This is a genomic window from Sulfitobacter profundi (assembly GCF_042661425.1).
GTDB lineage: Bacteria > Pseudomonadota > Alphaproteobacteria > Rhodobacterales > Rhodobacteraceae > Sulfitobacter > Sulfitobacter profundi.
Genome location: NZ_JBHSWA010000001.1, coordinates 78298 through 103332 on the forward strand (window position 1 = coordinate 78298; position 25035 = coordinate 103332).

The 25035-nt window shown below is 62.9% G+C and carries 22 protein-coding genes and 3 pseudogenes; 7 read left to right on the top strand and 18 right to left on the bottom strand.

Annotation, left to right across the window (positions count from 1 at the left end; all coding sequences use genetic code 11):
• The gene (cueR, locus tag ACFQAU_RS00420; protein ID WP_120350818.1) at positions 1-396 is read left to right on the top strand and encodes a Cu(I)-responsive transcriptional regulator; all 396 of its coding nucleotides are present in this window, start codon (positions 1-3) and stop codon (positions 394-396) included.
• A 74-nt stretch (positions 397-470) separates the two neighbouring features.
• On the opposite strand, the gene choV is transcribed toward cueR, so the two are convergent.
• The 17 genes and pseudogenes from choV to dctP form a co-directional block, all read right to left on the bottom strand.
• Positions 471-1490 (bottom strand): choline ABC transporter ATP-binding protein, encoded by a 1020-nt coding sequence (gene choV / locus ACFQAU_RS00425; protein ID WP_132443638.1) that lies wholly within the window; start codon positions 1488-1490, stop codon positions 471-473.
• Complete coding sequence (choW, locus tag ACFQAU_RS00430) at positions 1487-2320, bottom strand: choline ABC transporter permease subunit (RefSeq protein WP_067626912.1); 834 nt, start codon at positions 2318-2320, stop codon at positions 1487-1489. Before choW ends, choV begins: the two co-directional genes overlap by 4 nt.
• Positions 2321-2406: 86 nt before the next feature.
• Positions 2407-3327, bottom strand: coding sequence for a choline ABC transporter substrate-binding protein (locus tag ACFQAU_RS00435; protein WP_120350816.1), 921 nt, complete (start codon positions 3325-3327; stop codon positions 2407-2409).
• Between the two features lie 128 nt (positions 3328-3455).
• The gene (locus tag ACFQAU_RS00440; protein WP_386279760.1) at positions 3456-3824 is read right to left on the bottom strand and encodes a peptidoglycan-binding domain-containing protein; all 369 of its coding nucleotides are present in this window, start codon (positions 3822-3824) and stop codon (positions 3456-3458) included.
• Entirely contained in the window at positions 3824-4204 is a 381-nt protein-coding gene (locus ACFQAU_RS00445) for a tetratricopeptide repeat protein (protein WP_386279763.1), read from the bottom strand. The genes ACFQAU_RS00440 and ACFQAU_RS00445 overlap by 1 nt, the downstream gene beginning before the upstream one ends.
• Complete coding sequence (locus ACFQAU_RS00450) at positions 4192-4545, bottom strand: hypothetical protein (protein ID WP_386279766.1); 354 nt, start codon at positions 4543-4545, stop codon at positions 4192-4194. Before ACFQAU_RS00450 ends, ACFQAU_RS00445 begins: the two co-directional genes overlap by 13 nt.
• On the bottom strand, positions 4494-5072 hold the full coding sequence (locus ACFQAU_RS00455) for a caspase family protein (protein ID WP_386279769.1): 579 nt from the start codon (positions 5070-5072) through the stop codon (positions 4494-4496). The genes ACFQAU_RS00450 and ACFQAU_RS00455 overlap by 52 nt, the downstream gene beginning before the upstream one ends.
• A gap of 119 nt (positions 5073-5191) precedes the next feature.
• Entirely contained in the window at positions 5192-5587 is a 396-nt protein-coding gene (gene mnhG, locus ACFQAU_RS00460; RefSeq protein WP_067630875.1) for a monovalent cation/H(+) antiporter subunit G, read from the bottom strand.
• A complete protein-coding gene (locus ACFQAU_RS00465) occupies positions 5584-5871 on the bottom strand; it encodes a K+/H+ antiporter subunit F (RefSeq protein ID WP_067630872.1) in 288 nt (95 codons plus the stop codon). Before ACFQAU_RS00465 ends, mnhG begins: the two co-directional genes overlap by 4 nt.
• On the bottom strand, positions 5868-6368 hold the full coding sequence (locus ACFQAU_RS00470; RefSeq protein WP_067630869.1) for a Na+/H+ antiporter subunit E: 501 nt from the start codon (positions 6366-6368) through the stop codon (positions 5868-5870). Before ACFQAU_RS00470 ends, ACFQAU_RS00465 begins: the two co-directional genes overlap by 4 nt.
• A 1-nt stretch (position 6369) precedes the next feature.
• Positions 6370-7912 (bottom strand): annotated as a pseudogene (locus tag ACFQAU_RS00475) (monovalent cation/H+ antiporter subunit D).
• Entirely contained in the window at positions 7909-8256 is a 348-nt protein-coding gene (locus ACFQAU_RS00480) for a Na+/H+ antiporter subunit C (RefSeq protein WP_120350813.1), read from the bottom strand. The pseudogene ACFQAU_RS00475 and the gene ACFQAU_RS00480 overlap by 4 nt, the downstream one beginning before the upstream one ends.
• 2 nt (positions 8257-8258) lie before the next feature.
• Complete coding sequence (locus ACFQAU_RS00485) at positions 8259-11117, bottom strand: monovalent cation/H+ antiporter subunit A (RefSeq protein WP_132443640.1); 2859 nt, start codon at positions 11115-11117, stop codon at positions 8259-8261.
• A 174-nt stretch (positions 11118-11291) separates the two neighbouring features.
• Positions 11292-12808 (bottom strand): annotated as a pseudogene (locus ACFQAU_RS00490) (malonate--CoA ligase).
• Positions 12809-12983: 175 nt separating this feature from the next.
• Positions 12984-14300, bottom strand: a complete 1317-nt coding sequence (locus ACFQAU_RS00495; RefSeq protein ID WP_132443642.1) for a TRAP transporter large permease — start codon at positions 14298-14300, stop codon at positions 12984-12986.
• Between the two features lies 1 nt (position 14301).
• Positions 14302-14781 carry a TRAP transporter small permease gene (locus ACFQAU_RS00500; protein WP_386279779.1) on the bottom strand — a complete coding sequence of 160 codons (480 nt, stop codon included), beginning with the start codon at positions 14779-14781 and terminating at the stop codon, positions 14302-14304.
• Between the two features lie 23 nt (positions 14782-14804).
• Positions 14805-15776 carry a TRAP transporter substrate-binding protein DctP gene (gene dctP, locus ACFQAU_RS00505; RefSeq protein ID WP_120350809.1) on the bottom strand — a complete coding sequence of 324 codons (972 nt, stop codon included), beginning with the start codon at positions 15774-15776 and terminating at the stop codon, positions 14805-14807.
• Between the two features lie 228 nt (positions 15777-16004).
• Between dctP and ACFQAU_RS00510 the strand changes: the two genes are divergently transcribed.
• Both ACFQAU_RS00510 and ACFQAU_RS00515 read left to right on the top strand, forming a co-directional pair.
• Positions 16005-17240, top strand: coding sequence for a putative DNA modification/repair radical SAM protein (locus tag ACFQAU_RS00510; RefSeq protein WP_132443741.1), 1236 nt, complete (start codon positions 16005-16007; stop codon positions 17238-17240).
• The gene (locus ACFQAU_RS00515; protein ID WP_132443643.1) at positions 17240-18670 is read left to right on the top strand and encodes a UdgX family uracil-DNA binding protein; all 1431 of its coding nucleotides are present in this window, start codon (positions 17240-17242) and stop codon (positions 18668-18670) included. The genes ACFQAU_RS00510 and ACFQAU_RS00515 overlap by 1 nt, the downstream gene beginning before the upstream one ends.
• Here the strand turns inward: ACFQAU_RS00515 and ACFQAU_RS00520 are convergent.
• Positions 18667-19305 carry an SOS response-associated peptidase gene (locus tag ACFQAU_RS00520; protein ID WP_132443644.1) on the bottom strand — a complete coding sequence of 213 codons (639 nt, stop codon included), beginning with the start codon at positions 19303-19305 and terminating at the stop codon, positions 18667-18669. The genes ACFQAU_RS00515 and ACFQAU_RS00520 overlap by 4 nt on opposite strands.
• Before the next feature lie 131 nt (positions 19306-19436).
• Between ACFQAU_RS00520 and ACFQAU_RS00525 the strand changes: the two genes are divergently transcribed.
• The 4 genes and pseudogenes from ACFQAU_RS00525 to ACFQAU_RS00540 all read left to right on the top strand — a co-directional run bounded on the left by ACFQAU_RS00525 (position 19437) and on the right by ACFQAU_RS00540 (position 24935).
• Positions 19437-20174: an ImuA family protein gene (locus ACFQAU_RS00525; protein WP_386279786.1), complete on the top strand. Its 738-nt coding sequence runs from the start codon at positions 19437-19439 to the stop codon at positions 20172-20174.
• Positions 20140-20718, top strand: coding sequence for a Y-family DNA polymerase (locus tag ACFQAU_RS00530; RefSeq protein WP_386279789.1), 579 nt, complete (start codon positions 20140-20142; stop codon positions 20716-20718). The genes ACFQAU_RS00525 and ACFQAU_RS00530 overlap by 35 nt, the downstream gene beginning before the upstream one ends.
• Positions 20658-21608: a DNA polymerase Y subunit UmuC family protein gene (locus tag ACFQAU_RS00535; RefSeq protein ID WP_386279792.1), complete on the top strand. Its 951-nt coding sequence runs from the start codon at positions 20658-20660 to the stop codon at positions 21606-21608. Before ACFQAU_RS00530 ends, ACFQAU_RS00535 begins: the two co-directional genes overlap by 61 nt.
• Positions 21608-24935 (top strand): annotated as a pseudogene (locus tag ACFQAU_RS00540) (error-prone DNA polymerase). The gene ACFQAU_RS00535 and the pseudogene ACFQAU_RS00540 overlap by 1 nt, the downstream one beginning before the upstream one ends.
• The last annotated feature ends 100 nt before the right edge of the window (positions 24936-25035 follow it).

Sequence of the window (25035 nt, forward strand, 5' to 3'; positions counted from 1 at the left end):
ATGAACATCGGAGAAGTCTCACAACATACGGGCCTGCCGCCGAAAACCATCCGCTATTACGAAGATATCGGATTGGTCAAACCGCTGCGGGATGCCAACGGCTACCGCGCCTTTCGCGAAAGCGAGATGCACAAGCTGGCCTTTTTGGGCCGCGCCAGAACCTTGGGTTTCAGCATCGAGGATTGCCGCAACCTGCTGGCCCTCTGGGAGGACAAAAACCGCGCCAGTGCCGACGTGCGCGCCATCGCCAAAGAGCATCTGGCGCAGATCGAGGCCAAGATCAGCGGCCTGCAAGAAATGCGCGACACGCTGAGCACGCTGGTCCGCGACTGCGCCGGGGATGATCGACCCGACTGTCCGATCCTAAAGACCTTGGGCACCGCAGCGGCCACATAACCACCGCTTTCAATAGCAAAAGGCGCCGCCCAGCCAAGCCGGGCGGCGCCTTTTGCGTTTTGTCAGATCCCGGCCTAGGCCTTGAGCCGGTCCACGATGCTATGCGCCGTGACCGTCCCGATCTGCGTGCCTTCTTCCATCACCGCAATCGCCGCATCCGCCCCGCGCAGCCGCTCCATCAACGCACGCACCGGGGTCTCTGCCGTGGTTTCGCCCTGCGTCGGAGCGCCGTCAATCACGCCCATCACGTCGCGCGCGGTCAGAACCTCCAGCGGGTTCATATTGGCCACAAACTCCGCCACATAGTCCGAGGCGGGGTTCGAGAAGATTTCACGCGGCGTGCCGATCTGCACAATCCGCCCGCCTTCCATGATGGCGATGCGCCCGCCCAGCTTGAAGGCTTCGTCAAGGTCGTGGCTCACGAAGATGATCGTGCGGTTCAATTCGCGCTGCAGGTCCAGCAGTTCGTCCTGCAGCCGCGTGCGTATCAGCGGGTCGAGCGCCGAGAATGGCTCATCCATCAGCAAAATCGGCGCTTCGGTGGCAAAGGCGCGGGCAAGCCCCACACGCTGCTGCATCCCGCCCGAAAGCTCGCCCACCTTGCGGTCGGCCCAATCGCTGAGGCTCACCAGTTTCAACTGCCGCTCGGCCCGTTCCAGCCGCTCGGCCTTGGGGACATTCGACAGTTCCAACCCAAGCGCCACATTGTCGCGCACCGTGCGCCATGGCAGTAGGCCGAACTGCTGAAACACCATCGACACGCATTCACGGCGCACGCGGCGCAGCTCTGCGGCATTGCTAGCGTGGATGTCACAAGACCAGTTTTCGTCATGCACATGCACCGTGCCGCGCACCATCGGGTTAAGCCCATTCACCGCGCGCAAAAGCGTCGATTTGCCCGAGCCCGAAAGACCCATCAGCACAAGGATCTCGCCATTCTCGACGGTGAGTGAGCAATCATGCACGCCCAGCACCTGCCCGGTCGCCGCTTCAATCTCGGCACGGCTTTGGCCTTCGTCCATCAGCGGCAAAGCCTTTTCAGGCTTGTCGCCAAAGACGATGGATACATTGTCGAATTCTACTGCTTTATTCATTTCCGTCCCACCCGCAGGATACGGTCAAGCATGATCGCCACGACGACGATCACCAACCCGGATTCAAATCCCAAGCCTGTGTTCACTTGGTTCAAGGCACGCACCACAGGCACGCCCAACCCATCTGCCCCGACAAGTGCGGCGATCACCACCATCGACAGCGACAGCATGATGGTCTGGTTCAGACCCGTCATGATCTGCGGCAGCGCATAGGGCAGTTCGATCTTCCACAGGGTCTGGCGCGGCTTGGCACCAAACGCCTGCGCGGCCTCAAGCAGCGCCTTGGGCGTCGAAGAGATGCCCAATTGCGTCAGCCGGATCGGCGCGGGCAGAACAAAGATCACCGTGGCGATCAGGCCCGGCACCATGCCGATACCGAAAAAGACAATTGCGGGGATCAGATAGACGAAGGTCGGCAGCGTCTGCATCAGGTCCAAAACCGGGGCCACCCAAGCATACAGCCGGGGCCGATGCGCCACGGCGATGCCAATCGGCACGCCCACACCCATACAGACCACACAGGCCGAGAGCACCAGCGTCAGGCTCTCCATCGTCTCTTCCCAGTAGTCTTGGTTGAGGATGAAAAGGAAACCAAGCACCACAAAGGCCACGGTTTTCCAGTTCCGCTGGATGCCCCAAGTGATCGCTGCGAAGACGGCGATGAGGATCAGCGGGTGCGGGGTTTGCAGCACCCAGAGGATCGCGTCGATCAGCCGTTCCATCAGGTCCGACAACCCGTCAAAGAACCACGCTCCGTTCGTTTGCAACCAATCCAGCGCGTCTTCGGCCACATCGGCCACGGGAATCTTGTTTTCTGTCAGCCAGTCCATGTCAGTCCTTCAGGATTGGAGAATTGCGCATGAGAATGACCCGCCCCATCGCTTTGGGGCGGGTCTTTTCCATCATATCGCGATGATCACTTCAGCGAAGCGACAGCTTCCATCGCGTCGCCACCATCGACGGTGGTCACACCGTCCAGCCAAGTGCTGAGCACGTCGGAGTTCGCTTTGATCCAAGCGGCGGCTGCCTCTTCCGGCTTTTCGCCGTCATCAAGGATCGCGCCCATGATCTCATTCTCCATTTCAAGCGTGAACTCGAGGTTGTTTAGGAATTTACCAAGGTTCGGGCATTCCTCAACAAAACCGGCGCGGGTGTTGGTATAGACCGTCGCACCGCCCAGATCGGGGCCGAAGTAGTCATCGCCGCCTTCCAGATAGGTCAGATCGAAGTTGGCGTTCATCGGGTGCGGCTCCCAACCAAGAAAGACAACGGGCTCTTCTTTGCGGGTGGCGCGCTGGACTTGGGCCAGCATCCCCTGCTCGGAGGATTCAACGACCTCGAACTCGCCCAGTTCAAATGCATTCTCGTCGATCATCGACTGGATCAGACGGTTGCCGTCATTGCCGGGCTCAATGCCATAGATTTCACCTTCCAGCGCATCCGCGTTGGCGGCGATGTCGGCGAAGGTCTTGATGCCCATGTCGGCGGCGGCTTTGTTCACAGCCAGCGTGTATTTCGCGCCTTCAAGGTTGGCGCGCACGGTGTCGACGCTGCCTTCTTCGCGGTACTTCGCGATGTCGCCTTCCATGGTGGGCATCCAGTTGCCCAGAAACACGTCGATGTCGCCCGACGCCATGGAGGTGTAGGTCACCGGCACGGCGAGGATCTTGGTCTCGGTATCATAGCCAAGCGCGTCCAGCACAACAGAGGCGGCGGCGGTTGTCGCTGTGATATCGGTCCAACCCACGTCGGAGAAGGTGACTTCGTTGCATTCAGCAGCAGCCAGCGAGGTCGCGGCGACCGTCGCCAGAGCGGATGTCATAAGCAGTTTTTTCATTGGTGTTCTCCCCAGAGAAGTTTTTATTGACTGATGCGCCAATCAAAAGCCATCGGCCGCGATATTGCAACCGGATTAATTTTGCCAACTTACTGGAGGGCAAAAAGCAATACTACTTGTTTCAAAACTCACTCCCGCGCGGCCTGTTTCGGGCGCAGAACCGGGGTGACATTTTGGTCAGCACCCGGCTCGGGTTCGGCGTCAATCTTCGGGGTCTCTTCGGCGGGGGCGGCGGGCGTCTGAGCAGGCGCAGCCACGGGCGTGGCGGGCGTTGACGGGGGCGCTTCGAGGGTGTCGGCCCTTCGCGTTTCCTCAACGGTTTCAGGGGCTTCTCCCTGCCCCTCTGCCGCTTTCATCCCAAATGCCGCACGGATCGCGGCTTGGGTTCCCTCGCCGTAAAGCCCGTCAATCGCGCCGTCGTAAAATCCGAAATCCGAAAGTTTGCGTTGCAGGGCTTTGCGGGTCTCGCTGTTGAAAAGTTTGGGCTCATCCTGCATCAGCCCCAGGAGCGTGCCGTCCCCGCCCGCAGCGCGCGATAGAGATAGAGCGCCGCATCCGCGGCCCCGCGACCGGGCACTTTGCCATCGTCGATCATCGCGGCAAAGTTGAACATCGCCGCCGGGTGTCGCCTATCGGCTGCGCGGCGGAAATAGTCCAGCGCCAGATCGGAATCGGTTTCCTGCCCCAATTCGCCCTGCAGATGGATGAACCCCAGATCGTTCAGCGCGCCGGCATGGCCCCGCTCGGCGGCGTCGCGATAAAGGGCCATGGCGCGGGCCTCATCCTGACCGACGCCGCGCCCTTCTTCGTAGAGTTGTGCAAGCTGATACCGCGCCTCGGCAGAGCCGGTCTCTACCGCCCGCATCAGTTGGGCCACAGCGGTTTCCGGGTCATAGCGCGGATCGTCAGGGTCGCTTTGCAGCGCGGCGAGACCAAGTTGGGATCGGGTGTCCCCTTGCCGCGCCAATTCGGCCAAGCGCTGGCTTTGCGCGGGGTCCAAATCCCCCATGTCTGCGGGGCCGCATCCGCACTGTCCGTCTCTGCGATGAAAGCTGGCGTCGGGGTCAGCCGCCCAAAGCGCCGGGCGGAGAGGCTGCCGCCGCTACGGCTGCGCAGCGTGGCGCGAAATTCGTCCAGCATGGCGCCGACTTCGACATCCGGCTCGGTCAAAACCTCGGCCAATGTGGCCGCGAAAAGGCCCGCGTTTTCACCGCCCATGTCACAGGCGCCCACCTCACCGGAGGTGACGACCAGCGTGCCAAGGCGCGGCTCGGGCGGCGGCAGCGGGGCGGTCGACTGGCGCGGGGCGGCATGGCAGTTATCAAGCAAAACAAGCCGTATCTGTCGCGCCTTGCCCGCCGCACGCAGCAGCGCGGGCAGCGCCACCCCTGTTGCCGCAGCGACGAGGCCGGGGCCAAGGGCGCATCGACCGGGATCAGATAGCTCTGCCCGCCCGAGGCGACGCGGCGACCCGCGTAGTAGATCAAGGCAATATCCGACGTTTCGGCCTGAAAGGCAAAATCAGAGAGTTCCCGTTTGAACGTGGCGCTATCCGTGTCGATCAGCGTGGTAACATCGAACCCCTGCCCCTCTAACGTTTGGGTCAGCAGCGCGGCATCGGCGCGCGGCCCGTCAAGCGGGGCGGCATCCTCATAGGCAGAGATGCCAATCACCATCGCCACACGGTCTTGGGCCGCTGCAGCGAAGGGCAGAAACAACATCAAGAGGATCGCGGTCAAACGCATATGGCGGGCTCCTTTCGGTCAGCTTCGGTTGGGCGGCGCCGCCCATTAACCTATGCTGGCAGGAAAAGGTTTCCACCATCGTAACAGTTTGAAATGAATCCGACCCTTGCTGCCGTGGTTTAGGCGTTGGGCGAAGTCTCTTCGATCTCGCGGTCTTCTTCCGGCACATTGAGCGTGGCCCACGTATCGCCATCCGGCAGTTCCGGCGGATGCGGCAAGCAATCGCGCCGGTGGATATTCGCCTTGGCCATGAAATTTGCCGAAACCGGAGCCGTGACAAAGATGAAGGCCATGATCAGCAGTTCATGCAGCGACCCCGTACCAGACAGAAACGAACTCACCATGGCCGCCAACAGATAGGCCCCGATCCCCAGCGTCGCGGCCTTGGTCGGCGCATGCAGGCGGGTCATCGGGTCGTTCAGCTTGAGCAAGCCAATCCCGGCGACAAGCACGAAGAAACTGCCGATCACCAGCAGCACGATGATAAAATAGGTGGCGATGATGTCGGGGCTCATTCGATGATATCTCCGCGCAAGACGAACCGGGCATAGGCCACGGTTGAGACGAAACCCAGCATGGCGATGATCAGCGCCGCCTCGAAATAGATCTGCGTGCCTTGCAGGATGCCCAAAAGCACGATGATGCCGATGGCATTGATGAACATCGTGTCCAGCGCCAGAATGCGGTCCCCGGTGCCGGGGCCGATCCACAGCCGGATCATCGCCATGAACTGCGCGATGGCGACCAAGGTCAGGGCACCATAAAGCGCAAGGGTCAAAAGGTCGGTCGCTTGGGTCATACGAAAATCTCCTTCAAGCGGCGTTCGTAGCGGTCTTTGATCTCATCGCGCACGGCGTCGGGGTCAGTGGCGTCCAGCGCGTGTACCAGCAGGTAGCGCCCGTTGTCCGACAGATCCGCCGAAACGGTGCCGGGGGTCAGGGTGATGGTGCCCGCAAGGATCGTGATCGCTTCGGGTTCTTTCAGGTCCAGCGGCACGACAACCCAGGCGGGCGACATGCTGGCGTTGGATTTGGTCAGGATGATCCACGCCACTTGGATATTGGCGATGATGATATCCCACAGGACCAAGATCACATAGGCGATCATGCGCAGCGGGCGAATGCCTTGGGGCCGGTCGGTCCACCACCGCGCGGTCAGCACCGGGATCACGATCCCGAGGATCAGACCAAAGACAAGCATGCCTGCGCTGAACTTGTTTTGCAGCAGAATCCACACAACGGTGAGCAACAGGGTCAGAAACGGGTGCGGCAAGAGCCAACGGATCGGTCGCATCATATCAATGGGCCTCCTCTTTGCCGTCCGACAGCTTGCCGGGGGTCTCCAGCACGGTGCTCAGGTAACGCTCTGGCCCGAACAATTGGTTCGAGATCGCCGTGGCATATTGTGTGGCGGGGCCGGCCAGCAGCGTATGCGCAACCAAAAGGGCCAGCAGGCCACCCACGGCCACATAGCTCAGTGCCGATGGTGCCTCGGCTGGGGTGGCCCCGTCTGGTGGCGCGACACTGCGCGACTTCCAAAACCATGCTGCCCGCGCGGCCAAAGCCCACGAGGCTCAAAAGGCTCGCGCCCAAGATCACGGCCCAGATCCAGACCCAATAATCATTCTCGGCAGCGGCATCCATGATCAGCAATTTGCCCAGAAAGCCCGAAAGCGGCGGCACGCCGACCATGGCGATGGCCGCGACAAAGAACAGGGCCGAAGTCAGCTTGGCCCCCGCCACCTGCGGCTGCGCCGTCAGATCAAGGTTATCGCGCCCCGCCCGCGCCAGATCGGCAATCAGGAACAGCGCGCCCGCCGCCAGTGTCGAATGCACGATATAGTAAAGTGCCGCCGCGATCCCCTCGGGGGTAAACAGCGCAATCGAGATCATCACCATCCCCATCGACCCGATCACCGAAAAGGCCACCATACGGTCCAACTGCTTTGCCGCCAGCACGCCGATCATGCCAAGCGCCAGCGACAGCAGCGCGGCAGGCAGCAGCCATGTGGTGTGCAGGTCCGCCGTGGCGGCAAGGTCTGGCGGGAAGATCAGCGTATAGACGCGGATGATCGCATAGGCGCCGACTTTGGTCATGATGGCGAAGAGCGCCGCCACCGGGCCGGGCGCTTCGGCATAGCTCGAAGGCAGCCAGAAGTGCAGCGGCACCACGGCCGCTTTGACCGCGAAGACCATCAAGAGCAGCACCGCTGCGATGCGGATACCCACGGTCGCGCCTGCATCAATCAAGGCCACCCGCTGTGCCAGATCGGCCATGTTGAGCGTCCCCGTCTCGGCATAGATAGCCCCAAGCGCAAAGAGAAACAGCGTCGAGCCCAAGAGGTTATAGAGCACATATTGCACCCCGGCCCGCAACCGCGGCGTGCCGCCGGCGTGGATCATCAACCCGTAGGAAGCGATCAGCAGCACTTCGAAAAAGACGAAGAGGTTGAAAAGGTCGCCCGTCAGGAAAGCGCCCATGATGCCCATCAACTGGAACTGGAACAGCGCGTGAAAATGCCGCCCGCGTTCGTCCCATTTCGAGCCGATGACATAGAGCAGCACGAAGAGCGCCAGCACCGCCGTCAACGTCACCATCAGCGTCGACAGACGGTCGCCCACCAACACGATGCCAAAGGGTGCTGCCCAATCGCTGAGACGGTAGAGCATGACATCGCCGCTCGACGCCTCAAGCGACAGGCCAAGGCCCACGGCGACCAGCGCCAGCGCCCCGAACAGCGACAGCACCCGCTGGATGGTGATGTGATAGCGTGCGGCCAGAATGATGAAGGGCGCAATAAATGCGGGCAGCACGATGGGCAGGATCAGCCAATGGGTCATGTGCGGTCCTCCGCCTTGGTATCAGTCAGCGGGTCGTCGACATGGTCGTCATTGTTGCCCAGATAGGCTCCGAGGGCGATCATCACCACCACGGCGGTCATGCCGAATGAAATCACGATGGCGGTCAGCACCAGCGCTTGCGGCAGCGGATCGGTATAGCGCGCGGCGTCCGTCAGGATCGGCGGCGCGCCCACGGTCAAACGGCCCGAGGCAAAGAGAAAGACGTTCACCGCATAGGTCAGCAGCGATGTGCCCATGATGACGGGAAAGCTCCGCAAGCGCAGCACAAGATAGAGGCCAGAGGCCGTCAGAATGCCGATGGCGGATGCGACGAGAAGTTCCATGTTTATGCCTCCGCCTTGGTGGTGTCTTCGCGCGATGGGTCGATGTCCATCGGATGGTCGGCCTCAGGCACATGCGCCCGGCGGGCCAGCCGCGAGAAGCTTTCCAGCGACAGCATCACCGCCCCGACAACGGCAAGGAACACGCCAAGGTCAAAGAGCGCGGCAGTGGCCAGTTCGAACTTGTCGAAAGGCGGGATGCGCACATAGGTGAAATCCGAAGTCAGGAAAGGTTTGGCAAAGAGCCACGACCCGATCCCCGTCAGCCCCGCGATCAAGACGCCGGTGCCGATGATCCCGTGATAGGGATAGCGCAGCCGCGCCGAAGCCCAAGCAAAGCCGCTTGCCATATATTGCATCACCACCGCGATCGACACGATCAGCCCGGCGATGAAACCGCCGCCCGGCTCGTTATGGCCACGCAGGAAGATGTAGAAACCCACCATCAGCACCACTGGCATGATAACGCGGGTCATGACCACCATCATCATCGGGTGCCGGTCCCCTGCCCGCGGCTGGTCTGGCTTGCGGTTCAGCAAACGCGCCCGAACGGGGCCCGACAGCAGCGTTTCGGTCAGCGCATAGATCAGCAGCGCGGCGATGCCCAGAACGATGATCTCACCATAGGTGTCAAAGCCCCGGAAATCGACAAGGATCACGTTCACCACATTGGTGCCGCCGCCGCCCTTGTAGGAGTTGGCAAGGTGGAATTCGGAAATGCTTGGTGCGACGGTGTCACGCAGCAGGTAGTGATAAGACAGCGCCATGGTCGCCGCCCCCGCCGCGAGGGAGACCACAACGTCGCGCGTCCGACGCAGCACGCTGCTTTCAATCGGTGTGCGGTTGGGCAGGAAGTTCAGCGCCAAGAGCAACAAGATGATCGTGACCACCTCGACCGTCAGCTGGGTCATCGCCAAGTCGGGCGCGCTGAAGAAGACAAAACCAGCCGAGACGATCAGCCCCACGATGCCGATCAAGATCAGCGACAACAGGCGGTTGCGGTGCAAGAACACCAAGCCGCAGGCCGCCGCCACCAGCATCAGCCAGCCCGCGATCTGAACCGCATTGGTCGGCTGCAACTCGCGGGTCGCCGCCCCCACAGTGCCGGTGGCCCAAGCGAAATAGCCCACCACAACCACGGTCACCGCCATGATCGCGGCATAGCGCGAGAACGCCCCGTCGTGCAGACGCAGCGAAATCGCCTGCGACAGGCCGACAAAGGCCGCGATGACGCGGTCAAAGATCGACTTGGCCTCGGGCCGGGGCGTGGCATCCCAAACACGCAGAAGCGGGGTGAAAAGCGCCAGCAGGATCAGGCCACCAACAACCGCGATGATCGACATATACAACGCCGGACCCAGCCCGTGCCAGATTTTGAAATGCGCCGAAGGCATCTCGGCCGCGCCGCCGAGGACGGAGGCGGTCACCAGCTTCACGAAAGGCTCGGCGAGGAAAGGCGCAAGGCCGATCACCACCACGGGGATGATCAAGAGCGCAGGCGGCAGCCACAGGCCGGGCTTAGGGTCATGCGGATGGTCGGGATAGTCGTCACGCTCTTTGCCAAGGAAGGTATGGCCGATCAGCCGGAAGCTATAGGCCGCCGAGAAGAGCGCGCCAAAGGTCGCAAGCCCCGGCACCAGCCAAGGCATGTCAAAGAGCGTCGTGTGCAGGGTCTCTTCCAGCATCATCTCTTTCGACAGGAAGCCGTTGAGCAGCGGGATCCCCGCCATCGACAGCGCCGCCAGCGTGGCAATGACAAAAGTCACCGGCATCAGATGCCGCAGCCCGCCCAAACGGCGGATGTCACGGGTATGCACCGCGTGATCCACGATCCCCGCCGACATAAAGAGCGCGGCCTTAAAGGTCGCGTGGTTCAAGATGTGAAACACCGCCGCCATCGCGCCAAAGGCCGTGCCGGTGCCCAAAAGCATGGTGATCAGACCAAGGTGGCTGACGGTCGAAAAGGCCAGCAGCGCCTTTAGGTCATGTTTAAACAGCGCAATCACCGCGCCCAGCACCATGGTGATCAGACCCGCCGTGGTGACGATGACGAACCATTCCGGCGTGCCAGACAGCACCGGCCACATCCGCGCCATCAGGAAAATCCCCGCCTTCACCATCGTGGCGGAGTGCAGATAGGCCGAGACCGGCGTTGGTGCTGCCATGGCGTGGGGCAGCCAGAAGTGGAACGGGAACTGCGCCGATTTGGTGAAACAGCCCAAGAGGATCAGGATCAGCGCGGGCAGATAGAGCGGCGAGGCTTGGATCATCTCGCGGTTGTCGAGGATCACGCTCAGGTCATAGCTGCCGACGATTTGACCCAGCAGCAACATGCCACCGATCATCGCAAGGCCGCCCATGCCGGTCACGGTCAGCGCCATTCGCGCACCTTGGCGGCCTTCGGGCAGGTGTTTCCAATAGCCGATCAGCAGGAAGGACGACAGCGAGGTTAGCTCCCAGAAGATCAGCAAGATCAACACGTTATCGCTCAGAACGATACCGACCATCGCGCCTTGGAACAGCAGCAGATAGGTGAAAAACTCACCCATATGATCGTCGCGTGACAGGTAAGACCGCGCATAGGCGATGATCAACAGACCGATGCCAAGGATCAGACAGGCAAAGAAAAAGCCGAGGCTGTCGAGCATCAAGGTCAGGTTCAGGCCAAGCTGCGGAATCCAATCAACCCGCGCGGTGACCAATTCGCCCGCCAGCACGGCAGGCAGATGCGTTAGCAACCCCACCAGCGCCACGAGGGTCACCATAAAGGTCACCCCGGCGCAGGCTTGACGCCCTGCGGAATTCATCAGTCCGGGTAACAATGCGCCCAAGAAGGGCAAGGCAACGATAAGGAAGAGGGACACGCGAACTCCTGATCTGGCGGACTGAAAGGTCACCACGTTCTGTAGAAATTTTCCCGGCACCTCAAGCGAAACCGGGCATTAAACGCCAGATTGTCGCAGGTTACACCGCAGTCCTGCCCCGTGGGATGGCGATACCGCCGCCCCTATGCCCGCTAGAATGGCCCTCGGGCGCCCCTACCCCGGTTGAAACAAGTCCCGGTAGGTGTCGCGCAGCACGTTCTTTTGCACCTTGCCCATCGTGTTGCGCGGCAATTCCGGCAGGACGATCAGCTTGGCGGGTCGTTTGAACTTGGCCAGCGATCCGGCCACATCCCCGGCGATCTGCGCAAGATCCAGCTTCGCGCCCCGGCGCGCCACCAACACCGCCACCACGCTTTCCCCGAAATCGGGATGCGGCACGCCGAACACCGCGCTTTCCAGCACGCCCGGTTGGTCGTCGAGCAGCAGTTCGACCTCCTTAGGGTAGATATTATAGCCGCCCGAGATGATCAGGTCTTTGTCGCGGCCCACGATGGTCACATAGCCATCCGCATCGCGCCGCCCCAGATCGCCGGTGATGAAAAAGCCATCTTCGCGCAGTTCGGCGGCGGTTTTCTCGGGCATCTGCCAATAGCCCTTGAAGACATTCGGGCCACGTACTTCGATGCTGCCTATCTCTCCGTCCGGCAGGGTCGCGCCGGTTTCGGGGTCGGTGATTTTCAACTCCACATCCGGCAGCGGCAGGCCCACGGTGCCCGCACGGCGCTCGCCCTCATAGGGGTTGGAGGTGTTCATATTGGTCTCGGTCATGCCGTAACGCTCAAGGATACGGTGGCCGGTGCGTTCTTCAAAATCGACATGAGTTTCGGCCAAAAGCGGAGCCGACCCCGAGATGAACAGCCGCATGTTCGCTGTCGTCTCACGGGTGAAAATCGCGTCGTCCAAAAGCCGGGTGTAGAAGGTCGGTACGCCCATCATCGCGGTGGCGTGGGGCATCCGATCGATCAACCGGTCGATGTCGAGCTTGGGCATAAAGATCATCGCGCCCCCGCCACCAGCGTCACATTGGTCGCCACGAACAGCCCGTGCGTGTGAAAGATCGGCAGCGCATGCAGCAGCACGTCCGCGTTGGTGAAACGCCACAGATCGGCCAGCGTCTGCGCGTTCGACAAAAGGTTCGCCTGCGTCAGCATCGCCCCCTTAGAGCGCCCCGTGGTGCCGGAGGTATAGAGGAAGGCCGCAAGGTCATCCGCCGCCCGCGCGACGGTTTCGAACTTGTCGGAAGCCGAGGTGGCGCAATCCGCAAAGCTGCCATCGTTCTCCGTACCAAGCGTCTCAAGCTGGCACCCTGTATCCCTAGCCAGCGGTGCCATTTCATCGCGGCGCGCGGGCTGGCAGACAAAGGCCGCGGCCCCGCTGTCGGTCACGAAATAGCGCACCTCATCCGCGGTATAGGCGGTATTGAGCGGCAAAAAGATCACCCCCGTCTGCACGCAGGCGGCATAGAGCGCCAGCGCATCGGCGGATTTGTCGATCTGTACCGCCAGCCGGTCGCCGGGCTTCACCCCCAACTCGGTCAGCACATGGGCAAAACGGGCGGCCCGGCCCAGAAAACCCGCATGGGTCAGCGTCACCCCGCCTTCGAGATGGAGAAAGGCCGTCGTTTTGCCAGCGTGACGGCCAAACAGAGTGTCATAAAGGGGGTTTGCCATCACGGTGCTCCTCGCGTGTTGTTCTTGGGAAAGCCGACTGCCTCCTTGCGGGATTACAACCGCATTACGCGGGGTAATGCAAGCCGACCAAAGCCCGCGCGCGGCGGCACAGTCGGCAAATGTCGAATTAAGGCAATAGCTTGCGGGGCGGCGCTGAGGCGCGCCGCCCCAAGGTTCAGCGGCCCATCAAACCGGGCAACCAAGTGCCGATACCCGGCAGCCAGACGATCAGGGCCAGAACGAAAAGCTTGATCAGCAAGAACGGCATCACCGAGGCATAGATCTGTGGCATCCGGATTTCAGGCGGGGCGACCCCGCGCATAACAAACAGCAGCAGACCGAAGGGCGGCGTCAGCAGGCCGATCTCCATCGTCAGCAAATATACCACGCCGAGGGTCAGCTCGTTGATCTCCATCGCATCCGCCAAGGGCACGAAGACCGGCACGGTGACCATCAGCATCGACACCTGATCGATGAAACACCCCAGAAAGAGCAGGATCGCGATCATCCCCAGAAGCACCATCAGCGGCGTCGGATCGACCGCGTTGATCGCGTTGATCAGCCCATTGGTGGCCCCCGAAAAAGACAGCACCTGCGCAAATGTCTGACTGGCCGCGATGATGAACAGGATCATCACCGACAGCTTCAGCGTCTCCATCAGCGCGCGGCCCATCTTCTCCCAACTCAGGGCGCGATAGGCGGCCCCGATGATTACGGCGGTGATGCTGCCAAGGGCGGCGCTTTCCGTAGGCGTGGCGATGCCCGCGAGCAGCGAACCGATCACCACCGCGAAAAGCACCGACAGCGGCAGCACATAGATCACGAAAGGCGTCCAACGTTCGCGCAGCGGCATTTCTTCGTAGACATCGGGCGGCGCAACTTTCGGGTCCAAAAGGCTCCGCCCCACCACATAGGCCACGAACAGGACCGCCAGCAGCAGCGCGGGCAGCACCCCCGCAATCAGCAGCCCGGCGATGGAAATCCCCGCGAGCGAGCCCACCAGAACCGCCAGCGCCGAAGGCGGGATCAGCATGGCAATCGCGCCGGACGCCATGATCGGCCCCATCGCCATCGACGGGTGATAGCCGCGTTTCAGCATCCCCGGCAGCAGCGTGCCGCCCAGCATCGCGGTATTGGCGATGGTCGAGCCGGAAAGGGCTGCAAAAATCGTGCCGCCAAAGATCGTGACGACCGACATGCGGCCCGGGATGCGCGTCACCACCCGTTCAATCGCGTCAATGGCGCGGTGCGCGACCCCGGTTTGAAAGAGTATCTCTCCCATAAGGATAAACAGCGGTATCGGCGCGAGCTGAAAATTCGCCACCGATTGCGCCGAGTTGCGCGCCAGTTGCAGAATGCCCCGGTCTCCGCCCAGCACGAAATACGCGCCCACGGTCGTCACGGCGATAAAGGCAAAGGCGACCGGCAAGCCGATCAGCAGCAAAACCGCCAATCCGCCCAGCATCAAGGTCAGTGTCAGGCCCCAATCCATGTCAAAGACCACTCAAGCTACGCTCGGCCGTTTCCGGATAGAGCAGACGGCGAATAAAGATGATCGTGCAAAGCGCCAGCGATAGCGGCACAAAGGCCAGCATCCACCACTCTGGGATCACGAAAGACGTGCGGATCATCGACCCGCGTGCGGCAGAGGCCAGCACCGCTTGCAACCCGTACCAGCCCAGCACCCCTGCCGTCACCGCGCCAATGGCGCTGGTCAGGCGGGTCAAAGCATAGGCAGTGCGTTGCGACAGGTTGCTGGTGATCAGATCAACCTTCACATGCCCACCAATCGACAGCACCCAAGGCGCGCCAAGGAAGGTGGCAATCATCAACGCATATTGGATTGCATCCAGTGCCCCATAGACCACCGGCAGCCCCAGATTGCGCAGCACCACGTTGATCGCGATAAACACCGCGATCACCCCGAGGATACCGGCCGAGAAAACGGCCAGCCCCGGAGAGTGTCCGGTCAAACAATGTTGAGATCATGGGGCGATCACTTGGTCATGCAGGCGCGCATCTGCTGCGCAAGATCGGCATCGACCTCTTCGACCGCCGCCCAACCGGCATCGCGCGCGGCATTGGTCCACGCTTCGGCATCGGCCTCGCTGAAGGTGATCGTCTCGATCCCCGCATCCGCCTGTGCGGCGTATTCCGTCGCGTTGCGGTCGGCGTTGTCGTTGTTAAGCTCTTCCATCCAAGCCGCGCCCTCTTCGAGTTTGGCGCGTTGTTCGTCGGTCAGGCCATTCCACGTGTCGAGGTTCACCAGCAGGTTCACGTCGACGTTGTAAAAGCTCGGATCGACCCGGTATTTGGTCTGCTCGTCCCAACCGAGATCCAGCACCCCTTGGCTCGGCCAGCCGTAGCCGTCGATCGCGCCGCGCTCCAGCGCGCTATAGACTTCGCCCGGCGCGGTGCGCACCAGATTGGCGCCCAGTTGCGTGAACATCGCCTGATAAACCGGTGTGGTGCGGATGGTCAGACCGCTCAGGTCCGGCCCCTCGACCGGTTTGGTCAGATAGAGGTGGTAGCCGATCCCGTCGCCGCCGTGGCCGAGGTATTTGACGTTCATCTGCTCTTGGTGAATGCGGTCGACCAGTTCATAGCAGCCATTCTCGCGCTGTTCTTGAATGGTGTTTTCCGCCAGATGCAGCGCGTCGCCCGTGGGCAGCAGGTTGGGGTAATAGGCCGTGGTGTTATTGGCGATGTCGACAACGCCAGATTGCACCGCGTTGCCCAATTCAAAGGGCGGCACGGCTTCCGGCCCGCCGACCATATTGATCTGCACGACCCCCTTGCCGTTCTCGTTGATCCATTCGACAAAGGATTCAAACTCGCGGCTAAAGGCGGTGCCAAGGGTAAAGGCCGACACGGCGCGCAGCGTCACTTCGTCGGCGCTGGCGGTGCTGGTGGTGGCAAGGGTGCTGACGGCAAAGAGCGCCGCGCTGAGCGTGGTTGTTGTTTTCATGGTCGTCTCCCAGTTGTTATCAAAAGCCCGCGATCTCTGCCCCGGTGCTCTCGCATGCATATGCATAATATGTATCTGCATGTAATTCGTAGCGGCAAGATTTCGCCACGTCAATTTAAACTCTCGCCCCCTGCTCCCGCGCCATCGCACAGGCGGTGCCCTGCGCAGATTGTCGCGGCATTAAGATAGTTTAATGACACCCCACACATGAGAACATATATAGAACGCATGGCAAAACAGACACTCGATCAAAAACTGGCGATTCTCAGCGACGCGGCGAAATACGACGCCTCCTGCGCCTCCTCCGGCTCGACCAAACGCGACTCGCGCGATGGCAAGGGGCTGGGCTCAAACGAAGGCAGCGGCATCTGCCACGCATACGCCCCCGACGGGCGGTGCATCAGCCTGCTCAAGATCCTGATGACGAATTTCTGCATCTACGATTGCAGCTATTGCATCAACCGCGTGTCCTCGAACGTCGACCGGGCGCGGTTCAGCGTGGATGAAGTGGTGAAGCTCACCATCGAATTCTACCGCCGCAATTACATCGAAGGGTTGTTTTTGTCCTCGGGCGTGATCCGCTCCCCCGATGCGACGATGTCGGACATGGTGCAGATCGCCCGCAAACTGCGGCACGAAGAGAACTTTCGCGGCTATATCCACCTCAAGACGATCCCCGATGCCTCCCCTGAGTTGATCGAGGAAGCGGGCCGTCTGGCGGATCGTCTGTCGATCAATGTCGAACTGCCCACCGACACCGCGGTGCAGCAATATGCGCCGGAGAAAAAGCCCGAGCAGATCCGCCGCGCCATGGCCAATGTGCGGATGGTCAAGGACGCCAGCAAAGAGAAATCCTTCTCCGGCAAGCGCCCGCCGCGTTTTGCGCCCGCCGGTCAATCCACCCAGATGATCATCGGCGCGGATGGGTCGAACGACGCCACGGTGCTGGGGCAATCGACGCGGCTTTACTCCAGCTACAAGCTGAAGCGCGTTTACTATTCCGCCTTCTCGCCAATCCCCGACAGTTCCGCCAAGCTGCCGCTGATCCGCCCGCCCCTGCAACGCGAGCATCGGCTTTATCAGGCCGACTGGCTGCTGCGCTTCTATGATTTCCAGTTGGACGAGATCACCTCCGTCACCCGCGACGGCAATCTCGATCTGGAGGTCGACCCCAAGCTCGCTTGGGCGCTGGTGCACCGCGAACATTTTCCCCTCGATGTGAACCGCGCCAGCCGCGAGATGCTGCTGCGGGTGCCGGGGTTTGGCGTGAAAACGGTGACCCGCATCCTCGCCGCCCGACGCCATCGGTCCCTGCGCTACGAAGACCTGACCCGCATGGGCGCCTCGATGAAAAAGGCCCGCGCCTTTGTAACGGCAGGCGGCTGGTCGCCCGGTGGGCTGACCGACAGCGCCGACCTGCGCGCACGTTTCGCGCCGCCGCCCGAACAGTTGACCCTGTTCTGATGCACCGCGTCTCCCTGCCCCCGATCGGCGCTGCGAAAGCATGGCGCGAGGCGGCACGCGGCTTTCTCGCGGCCGGTGTCTCGCCCGAGCAAATCCTCTGGGGCGACCATGCTGCCGCGCCCGATCTGTTCGGCGGTGAGACTGTGTCGCCAAAAGGCGGACAGGTCTCGGTCCCGCGCAGTTTTGTCTCCATGGCCGAAACCGCCGTCTGGCACAGCGACCCCGAACGCTTCGCGCGGCTCTATGCCTTTCTTTGGCGCGTGAAAGACGCGCCGCATTTGATGTCGGACCGGGGCGATGCCGACCTCGCCGTGCTGCGCGGGATGGAGAAGAACGTGCGCCGTTGCCAGCACAAGATGAAGGCCTTCGTCCGCTTCCGCGAGATCGGCGCGCCCGATGCCCCGCGCCGCAGTTTCGCCGCCTGGTTCGAGCCGACGCATCACACGGTGGAGCCCACGGCGGATTTCTTCGTGCGGCGATTTTCCGACATGGACTGGCGCATCCTGACGCCCGATGTCTCGGCCATTTTCGAGAACGGCAAACTCACGTTCCAAGAAGGGCACGAAAAACCCGACCTGCCCGAAGACGCGGGCGAGCAGCTTTGGATCACCTATTTCCAGAACATCTTTAACCCCGCCCGCCTGATGGTGAAGGCGATGCAATCCGAGATGCCCAAGAAATACTGGAAGAACATGCCCGAGGCCGCCTTCATCCCCCAGATGATCGCCGAGGCCCCCGCCCGCGCCCGCGCCATGGCCGAGGCAGCACCAACCCTGCCGCCGGTGCGCATGGACCGCGTGCAGGCGCAGCTTTCGGCCTTCTCATCCGCTTGGGACGGCCCGATGGAGGACCTGCCCACCGCGATCCGCGCCTGCACCCGCTGCCCGCTGCATTGCCACGCCACCCAAGCCGTGCCGGGCGAAGGGCCAAACCGCGCCGATCTGATGGTGGTCGGTGAACAACCCGGCGATCAGGAGGATCTCGCGGGCCGTCCTTTTGTCGGGCCGGCGGGACAGATGTTCGACCGCGTGGCGGCAGAGGCCGGGCTCGACCGCGAGGCGGCTTTCGTCACCAATGCCGTCAAACACTTCAAGTTCACCGCCCGCGGCAAACGCCGCATTCACCAGCGCCCCGAGACGCCCGAGATCGACCAGTGCCGCTGGTGGATGAACGCCGAGGTGGCGCAGGTGCAGCCCAAGCTGATCCTCGCCATGGGCGCCACAGCGGCGCAAAGCCTGACGGGCAAGGGCACGGGCATCCTGAAACGCCGTGGCACGATCGAGACGGGGCCAGAAGGCATCCCGGTGCTGATCACCCTGCACCCGTCCTATCTGCTGCGCGTGCCGGATCCGGCGCTGCGCGAAGAGGCCACGGCGCAGTTCCGCTCCGATCTGGCGATGGCGGCACGGATGATGGCAGAGGCGGCTTAATCCTCGGGCTCGATGACCTGGAGCGTGCCGTCCGGCAAGGGGCGTTGCAGGCTGGGCAGCTCGGCCGTTTCAACCGTAAGCCAGCGCTGCACGTCGTCGGGGTTGGTCAGGATCACCGGCATCGCCTTGGGGTGCACGGCCCCGACCTCGGCATTGGCTTCGGTGGTCAGAAAGCCATAGAGGGTATCAGTGGTCTCGCCGTCCTTCAGTTTGCGCACGCTCGTCCATTCGGTCCAGACGCCCGCAAAAAAGGCCAGCGGACGGTCCTCGCCAAGCGCGAACCAGACCGGGCGCGAGCGCTCTCCGGGGCGGTTCAGCGGTTCGGAAAAGGCGGTGAAGGGCACCACGCAGCGATGCTCGGCCCCCAGCCAGCGCCGCCAATGCGGCGAGGCGATGTTGCGGATGTTGGTCACGCCGCGGTCGGTCTTCTTGCCTTTGAGCGCGAAGGCCGGAGAGGGCATCCCCCACCGCATCATCTCCAGCACCGGACCGCCATCGCCGTGGCGCACCACCGGGGCGGCATAGTCGGGGTAGATACCGGGCATCGGCGGCAGGTTGCCTGTTTGGTCGTCGATGCCGTCGAACCAGCCGCGGATTGCGGCCTGCCCCTTGGTCAGGGAATAGAGATTGCACATCGGTTGGCCCCCTTGCCGTCATCTTGGCCCATTAGATGCGGTTTTGCCCGCGTCCGGCAAGGGCCACAGGATCTTTGACAGCACCGCAATTGATGATTTATAACCAGAACAAAATGTGAACATATGGAGTCGTGCATGACAACCGATTCTACATATGGGCAGGTCCTTACCCTGCCGCGGCGCCGTCCGTCGACACCCCCGAACCGGGGGTTCTGGCCGCACATGCGCCGCTGACGGATGTCTTTCCGGGGGCCTTCGCCACGGCCCCGGCCAGTGCCTTCGTGCTGTCGCTGCTGCCGCGTGGCAAGGGGCCGGTGCTTTGGGTGCAGGACTTTCTGTCGCGGCGCGAGAATGGGGCACCCTATACGCCCAGCTTGCGCGGTTTCGGGCTGGAACAACCGGTGCTGCTGGTCACCGTCAACCACCCGCGCGACGTGCTTTGGACGATGGAGGAAGGGGCCGCCTGTGCGGGGCTTTCTGCCGTGATCGGCGAGGTGCACGGCGGGCCGGAGGTGCTGGATTTCACCGCCACCAAACGGCTCTCGCTTCGGGCCGAGGCCTCAAATGTGCCGCTCTATCTCATTCGCAGCGGCGATCCCGGCGGCTTGAGCGCGGCGCGGATGCGGTGGCGCATTTCCTCGCTGCCCTCTCAGGCCCATCCATACGATGCACAGGCCCCCGGCGCAGCCCGCTGGGATTTGGAACTGTTTCGCGCGCGTGGCCATGCGCCGGGGCGTTGGGTGGCTGCCCATGACCCCGACAAAAGCCAAAGCCCCCGCGCCGCGGATCGTCTCCGTCTGGTTCCCTATGCTGACGATGGAGCGGTGGCGCCGGGTGATCGCCCAATACCGCAGCGTTCCGGGGGATGAGGTGCCGGTCGTCCTGTCGCGCGACGGAACCCATGGGCCGGTGGTCCATGGGCTGAGCGCTGCCGCCACGATGCGCGGAATCGAGGCGGGCGCGCGGGTGGTCGATGTGCAAGCGATCCACCCCGATCTGCATGTGGAGCCCGCCGATCTGGAGGGCGATGAGGCGCTGATCCAACGGCTGGTGCATTGGGCGCGGCGCTGGTGCCCTTGGACGGCGCGGGATCAGGACCATGGCCTGCTGCTGGACGTGACCGGCTGCACCCATCTGTTCGGCGGAGAGGTCGCCATGCTGCGCGACATCCGCAGCCGTTTTGCGCTACAGGGGCTGACCGCGCGGGTCGCCATGGCCCCCACTCCCGGTGCCGCGCAGGCACTGGCACGCTTCGGCTCCGGCGCGCAGATCTGCGGGGCTGAGGACGTGGCCACCGCCCTCGCCCCCTGCCCGTCGCCGCCCTGCGGCTGGATGCCCAGACCACGCGGCTCTTGGACCGTCTGGGCCTCAAGACCATTGGCGCGCTCAGCGATCTGCCCCGCGCCGCCCTGATGCGCCGCTTCGCCAGCCTCAAACCTGCACGCAACCCGCTGATCCTGCTGGACAAGGCGCTTGGCACCGCGCCCGACCCGCTGAACGCCCCACCCGATCACCGCCACTTCATGACCCGCAGCCGCTTGCCTGAGCCGGTGATCGACCCCGCCCCGCATCTGCCCGCGCTGGTCGATGACCTCTGCACCCTTCTGGCCCGCGCCGAGCTTGGCGCGCGGCGGTTGCGCCTGACCATCTACCGCATCGACGGCGATTGGCGCGCCCTTGGGGTGGCGACAGCGCGGGCCAGCCGTGACCCCGCGCATCTGCGCAGGCTGTTCAACGGCAAACTGGAAAACATCGACAGCGGCTTCGGCTTTGACCTGCTGACGTTGGAGGCGCTGACCAGCGAACCGCTGCCGCTGATGCAAGACCACCTCGACGGCAAACGCGACCCTTCGGCGGATGTGGCCGGGCTGCTCGACCGGCTCGCCGCGAAGCTGGGCGCGGACAAAGTCAACTGGCCGCAGTGGCGCGAGACCCATAAGCCCGAACGGGTGGAGCAACGTGTCGACGCCCTGCACGGCACGCCTACAGCCGCACCCGCCTTGCTGCGCGACCGTCCGCTGCGTCTGCTGACCCCCGCCGAAGAGGTGCGCGTGATCTATGCCGTGCCCGAAGGCCCGCCCTCGCAGTTCAACTGGCGGCGCGTCACCTATAAAACCATGCGCCACACCGGGCCGGAACGCATCGCGCCGGAATGGTGGTGCGACCGCCCCGGCACCCGGCTGCGCGATTACTACAAAGTCGAGGTCCAGGGCGGCCAGCGTTTCTGGCTCTACCGCGAGGGGGTGATCTATGACGGTCGCGGGGCCGAGCCGCGCTGGTTTTTGCATGGGCTCTTTGCCTGATGCCCGAGCAGGAAGGACATAAGCGCCGCACCTTGGGCGAAGACGGTTTTGCCGACCCGCCGCGGGCGGCCTATGTCGAGTTCGGACTGGCCAGTTGCTTTTCCTTCCTGCGCGCCGCCTCGGACGCCGTGGACCTGATCGAGATGGCCTATCACCACGGCTATGACAGCCTCGGCATCGCCGATCACAACACGCTGGCGGGCGTGGTGCGGCTGCATGTGGAGGCGGAAAAGGCCCATATCCGCCCCCTGATCGGCGCGCGTCTGGCGCTGCTTTGTGGGACCGAACTGCTGGCCTATCCGCAAGACCGCGCCGCTTATGCGCGGCTTTCGACGCTGCTGTCGGCGGGCAAGATGCAATCTATAGACGGCGAATGGCAGCAAAAGGGTGAGACCCATCTGACGCTGGAGATGCTGAGCCAACACGCCGAAGGGCTGCATCTGATCGTCATGCCGCCCGAGAACCTTGACGTCTTTGCCGCTGGCCTGCCGCGTCTGGTGAAAGCACTGCCGGGGATGCGGCATGTGGGCGCAAGCTTCCTTTATCGTGGCGATGACCGGGCGCGGATCAACCGCTTGGACGCACTGGCCCGCGCCCATGGGCTGAGGATTTTGGCCACCAACGATGTGCTCTACCACGCGCGCCACCGGCGGCCCTTGCAGGATGTGATGGTGGCGATCCGCGAGGGCGTGATCGTGCCCAAGGCGGGCTATCTCTTGGCCGCCAATGCCGAACGGCACCTGAAATCGCCCGAGGCGATGCTGCGCCTCTTCGCCGACTGGCCCCATGCCATCGCCGAGACGCGGCGTCTGGCGGACAGGATCACCTTTCGCCTCACCGATCTGGCCTACGAATACCCACATGAGATCGTCCCCGAAGGCCGCAGCCCGATGGAGGAACTCGCCCGCCTCACATGGGAGGGCGCGGCGCGGCGCTACCCGCAAGGCGTGCCCGAGGGGTAGAAAAGACCATCGAAAAGGAATTCGCGCTCATCGGGTCGAAAAAGATCGCCCGCTATTTCCTGACCATCTACGACATCGTGCGCTTTGCCCGCGAGGAAGCTGAGCCGCCGATCCTCTGCCAAGGGCGCGGCTCGGCGGCCAATTCGGCGGTCTGTTTCTGCCTCGGCATCACCTCGGTCGACCCGGCGGTGCATAACCTGCTGTTCGAGCGGTTCCTTTCCGAGGAACGCGATGAGCCGCCCGACATCGACGTCGATTTCGAGCATGAGCGGCGCGAAGAGGTCATCCAATACATGTACGGCAAATATGGCCGCCACCGCGCCGGGCTCTGCGCCACGGTGATCCACTACCGCCCACGCTCGGCCATTCGCGAGGTCGGCAAGGCGATGGGGCTGTCGGAAGACGTGACCTCAAAACTCGCGGGCACGATCTGGGGCAGTTTCGAGGGCCAGATGGACGATGACCGCGCCCGCGAGGCGGGGTTGGACCTGTCAGATCCCTATCTGCGCATGGTGCTGAAACTGGCCTCCCAGATGATCGGCATGCCGCGCCACCTGAGCCAGCACGTCGGCGGTTTCATCCTGACCGAACGCCCCCTGACCGAGATCGTCCCCATCGGCAACGGCGCCATGCCCGAGCGCAGTTTCATCGAATGGGACAAGGACGACATCGACGCGCTGCAAATCTTCAAGGTCGATATCCTCGCCCTTGGCATGCTCACCTGCATCGCCAAATGCTTTGATCTGATCGAGGCGCATTACGACCGCCCGCTGGAACTGGCCACGGTCCCGGTGGAGGATCACGAGGACGACGCCACAGGGCGACCCACCTACGACATGCTCTGCCGGGGCGACAGTCTGGGCGTCTTTCAGGTCGAAAGCCGCGCGCAGATGGCGATGCTGCCGAAGCTGCGCCCCCGCGTGTTCTATGATCTGGTGATCGAGGTCGCCATCGTCCGCCCCGGCCCGATCCAAGGCGACATGGTCCACCCCTACCTGCGCCGCCGCCAGGGGATGGAGAGCGTCGTCTACCCCGCCCCCGGCCCGGCCTATCCGCAGGACGAGTTGTTCAGCATCCTCAGCCGGACGCTGGGCGTGCCGATCTTTCAAGAACAGGCGATGAAGATATCCATCGACGCGGCACAGTTTTCCCCGACCGAGGCGAACGAGCTGCGCAAGGCCATGGCCACCTTCCGCTCGCGCGGGACGATTGAAAAGCTACAAGACAAGATGGTGGGCCGGATGACCAACCGCGGCTATGACCCGGTCTTTGCGCAGCGCTGTTTTGACCAGATCAAGGGGTTCGGCGAATATGGCTTCCCCGAGAGCCATGCGGCGAGTTTTGCCAAGCTGGTCTATGTGTCCTCATGGATGAAATGCCACTACCCGGCGGCCTTTGCCTGCGCGCTGCTGAACTCGCAGCCGATGGGGTTTTACGCCCCCGCCCAGATCGTGCGCGACGCCCGCGAGCATCAGGTCGAGGTGCGCGCGGTTGATGTGAATTACTCCGACTGGAACTGCACGCTGGAGCCCTGCGGCGACGGTTTTGCCCTGCGGCTGGGGCTGCGCATGGTGGACGGGTTGCAGGAAAAAGCCGCCGCGCGGATCATGGACCGGCGCGAGGCGCCTTTGCGGATGTCGAAGACCTCAAGTCTCGCGCCGGGCTCGATGCCAAGGCGATCCGTCAACTGGCCGCCGCCGACACGATGCGCAGCATGGGGATCGACCGGCGTCAGGCGCTCTGGCAGGCCCAAGGGCTGCGCGACGCGCCCGCCTTGCCGATCTTTGACCATGCGGAGGCCGCGGCTCAGGGGCCGGAGCCGGAGGTCACCTTGCCGGTGATGCCGAAGGCCGAACAGGTCGTGGCCGACTACCAAACGCTGCGCCTGTCGCTGAAGGCGCATCCGATGTCCTTTTACCGCTCCAGCCTCGCCGCGCAGGGGTTTGCTTCGGCCCGCGATTTGGCACGCATGGGGCATGGGCGACGGGTCAAGCTCGCCGGGCTGGTGCTGGTGCGGCAAAAGCCGGGCAGCGCCAAGGGGGTCTGTTTCATCACGCTGGAGGATGAATGCGGCGTGGCGAACCTCGTGATCTGGCCTAATATGTTCAAGCTTTACCGCCCCACGATCATGGCCGCGCGGCTGCTGGTGGTCGAAGGGCGCGTGCAGACCGACGGGCGGGTGATCCATGTGGTGGCCGACCGGCTTAAGGACCGCTCTGACAGGCTTGCTTCGCTGTCGGACGCACCGATGCCCGGCATCACCACGCGGGGTGATCACCCGACCCATCCGCTGCCCGGTCAGGTGGCGATGCATAGCCATCCGCGCGACGCGCGTGTGATCCCGAAGTCGCGGGATTTTCATTAACGAATCTTCATGTATTTGATGAAGTGTGACTCGCAAATAGTTGATACAGAACGACAACTCATAAATTAACCATCACCAGTTGACCCTGCCAGCCCGCCTC

Excerpts from the sequence above, each read along its gene's own strand:
- ACFQAU_RS00450 (WP_386279766.1), bottom strand. The coding sequence starts at position 4,545 with ATGGGCGGTGAAAACGCGGGCCTTTTCGCGGCCACATTGGCCGAGGTT.
- ACFQAU_RS00435 (WP_120350816.1), bottom strand. The coding sequence starts at position 3,327 with ATGAAAAAACTGCTTATGACATCCGCTCTGGCGACGGTCGCCGCGACC.
- cueR (WP_120350818.1), top strand. The coding sequence starts at position 1 with ATGAACATCGGAGAAGTCTCACAACATACGGGCCTGCCGCCGAAAACC.
- choW (WP_067626912.1), bottom strand. The coding sequence starts at position 2,320 with ATGGACTGGCTGACAGAAAACAAGATTCCCGTGGCCGATGTGGCCGAA.
- ACFQAU_RS00495 (WP_132443642.1), bottom strand. The coding sequence starts at position 14,300 with ATGGATTGGGGCCTGACACTGACCTTGATGCTGGGCGGATTGGCGGTT.
- ACFQAU_RS00515 (WP_132443643.1), top strand. The coding sequence starts at position 17,240 with ATGCACCGCGTCTCCCTGCCCCCGATCGGCGCTGCGAAAGCATGGCGC.
- mnhG (WP_067630875.1), bottom strand. The coding sequence starts at position 5,587 with ATGAGCCCCGACATCATCGCCACCTATTTTATCATCGTGCTGCTGGTG.
- ACFQAU_RS00480 (WP_120350813.1), bottom strand. The coding sequence starts at position 8,256 with ATGGAACTTCTCGTCGCATCCGCCATCGGCATTCTGACGGCCTCTGGC.
- ACFQAU_RS00440 (WP_386279760.1), bottom strand. The coding sequence starts at position 3,824 with ATGCAGGATGAGCCCAAACTTTTCAACAGCGAGACCCGCAAAGCCCTG.
- ACFQAU_RS00470 (WP_067630869.1), bottom strand. The coding sequence starts at position 6,368 with ATGATGCGACCGATCCGTTGGCTCTTGCCGCACCCGTTTCTGACCCTG.
- ACFQAU_RS00510 (WP_132443741.1), top strand. The coding sequence starts at position 16,005 with ATGGCAAAACAGACACTCGATCAAAAACTGGCGATTCTCAGCGACGCG.
- choV (WP_132443638.1), bottom strand. The coding sequence starts at position 1,490 with ATGAATAAAGCAGTAGAATTCGACAATGTATCCATCGTCTTTGGCGAC.
- ACFQAU_RS00455 (WP_386279769.1), bottom strand. The coding sequence starts at position 5,072 with ATGCGTTTGACCGCGATCCTCTTGATGTTGTTTCTGCCCTTCGCTGCA.
- ACFQAU_RS00465 (WP_067630872.1), bottom strand. The coding sequence starts at position 5,871 with ATGACCCAAGCGACCGACCTTTTGACCCTTGCGCTTTATGGTGCCCTG.
- dctP (WP_120350809.1), bottom strand. The coding sequence starts at position 15,776 with ATGAAAACAACAACCACGCTCAGCGCGGCGCTCTTTGCCGTCAGCACC.
- ACFQAU_RS00520 (WP_132443644.1), bottom strand. The coding sequence starts at position 19,305 with ATGTGCAATCTCTATTCCCTGACCAAGGGGCAGGCCGCAATCCGCGGC.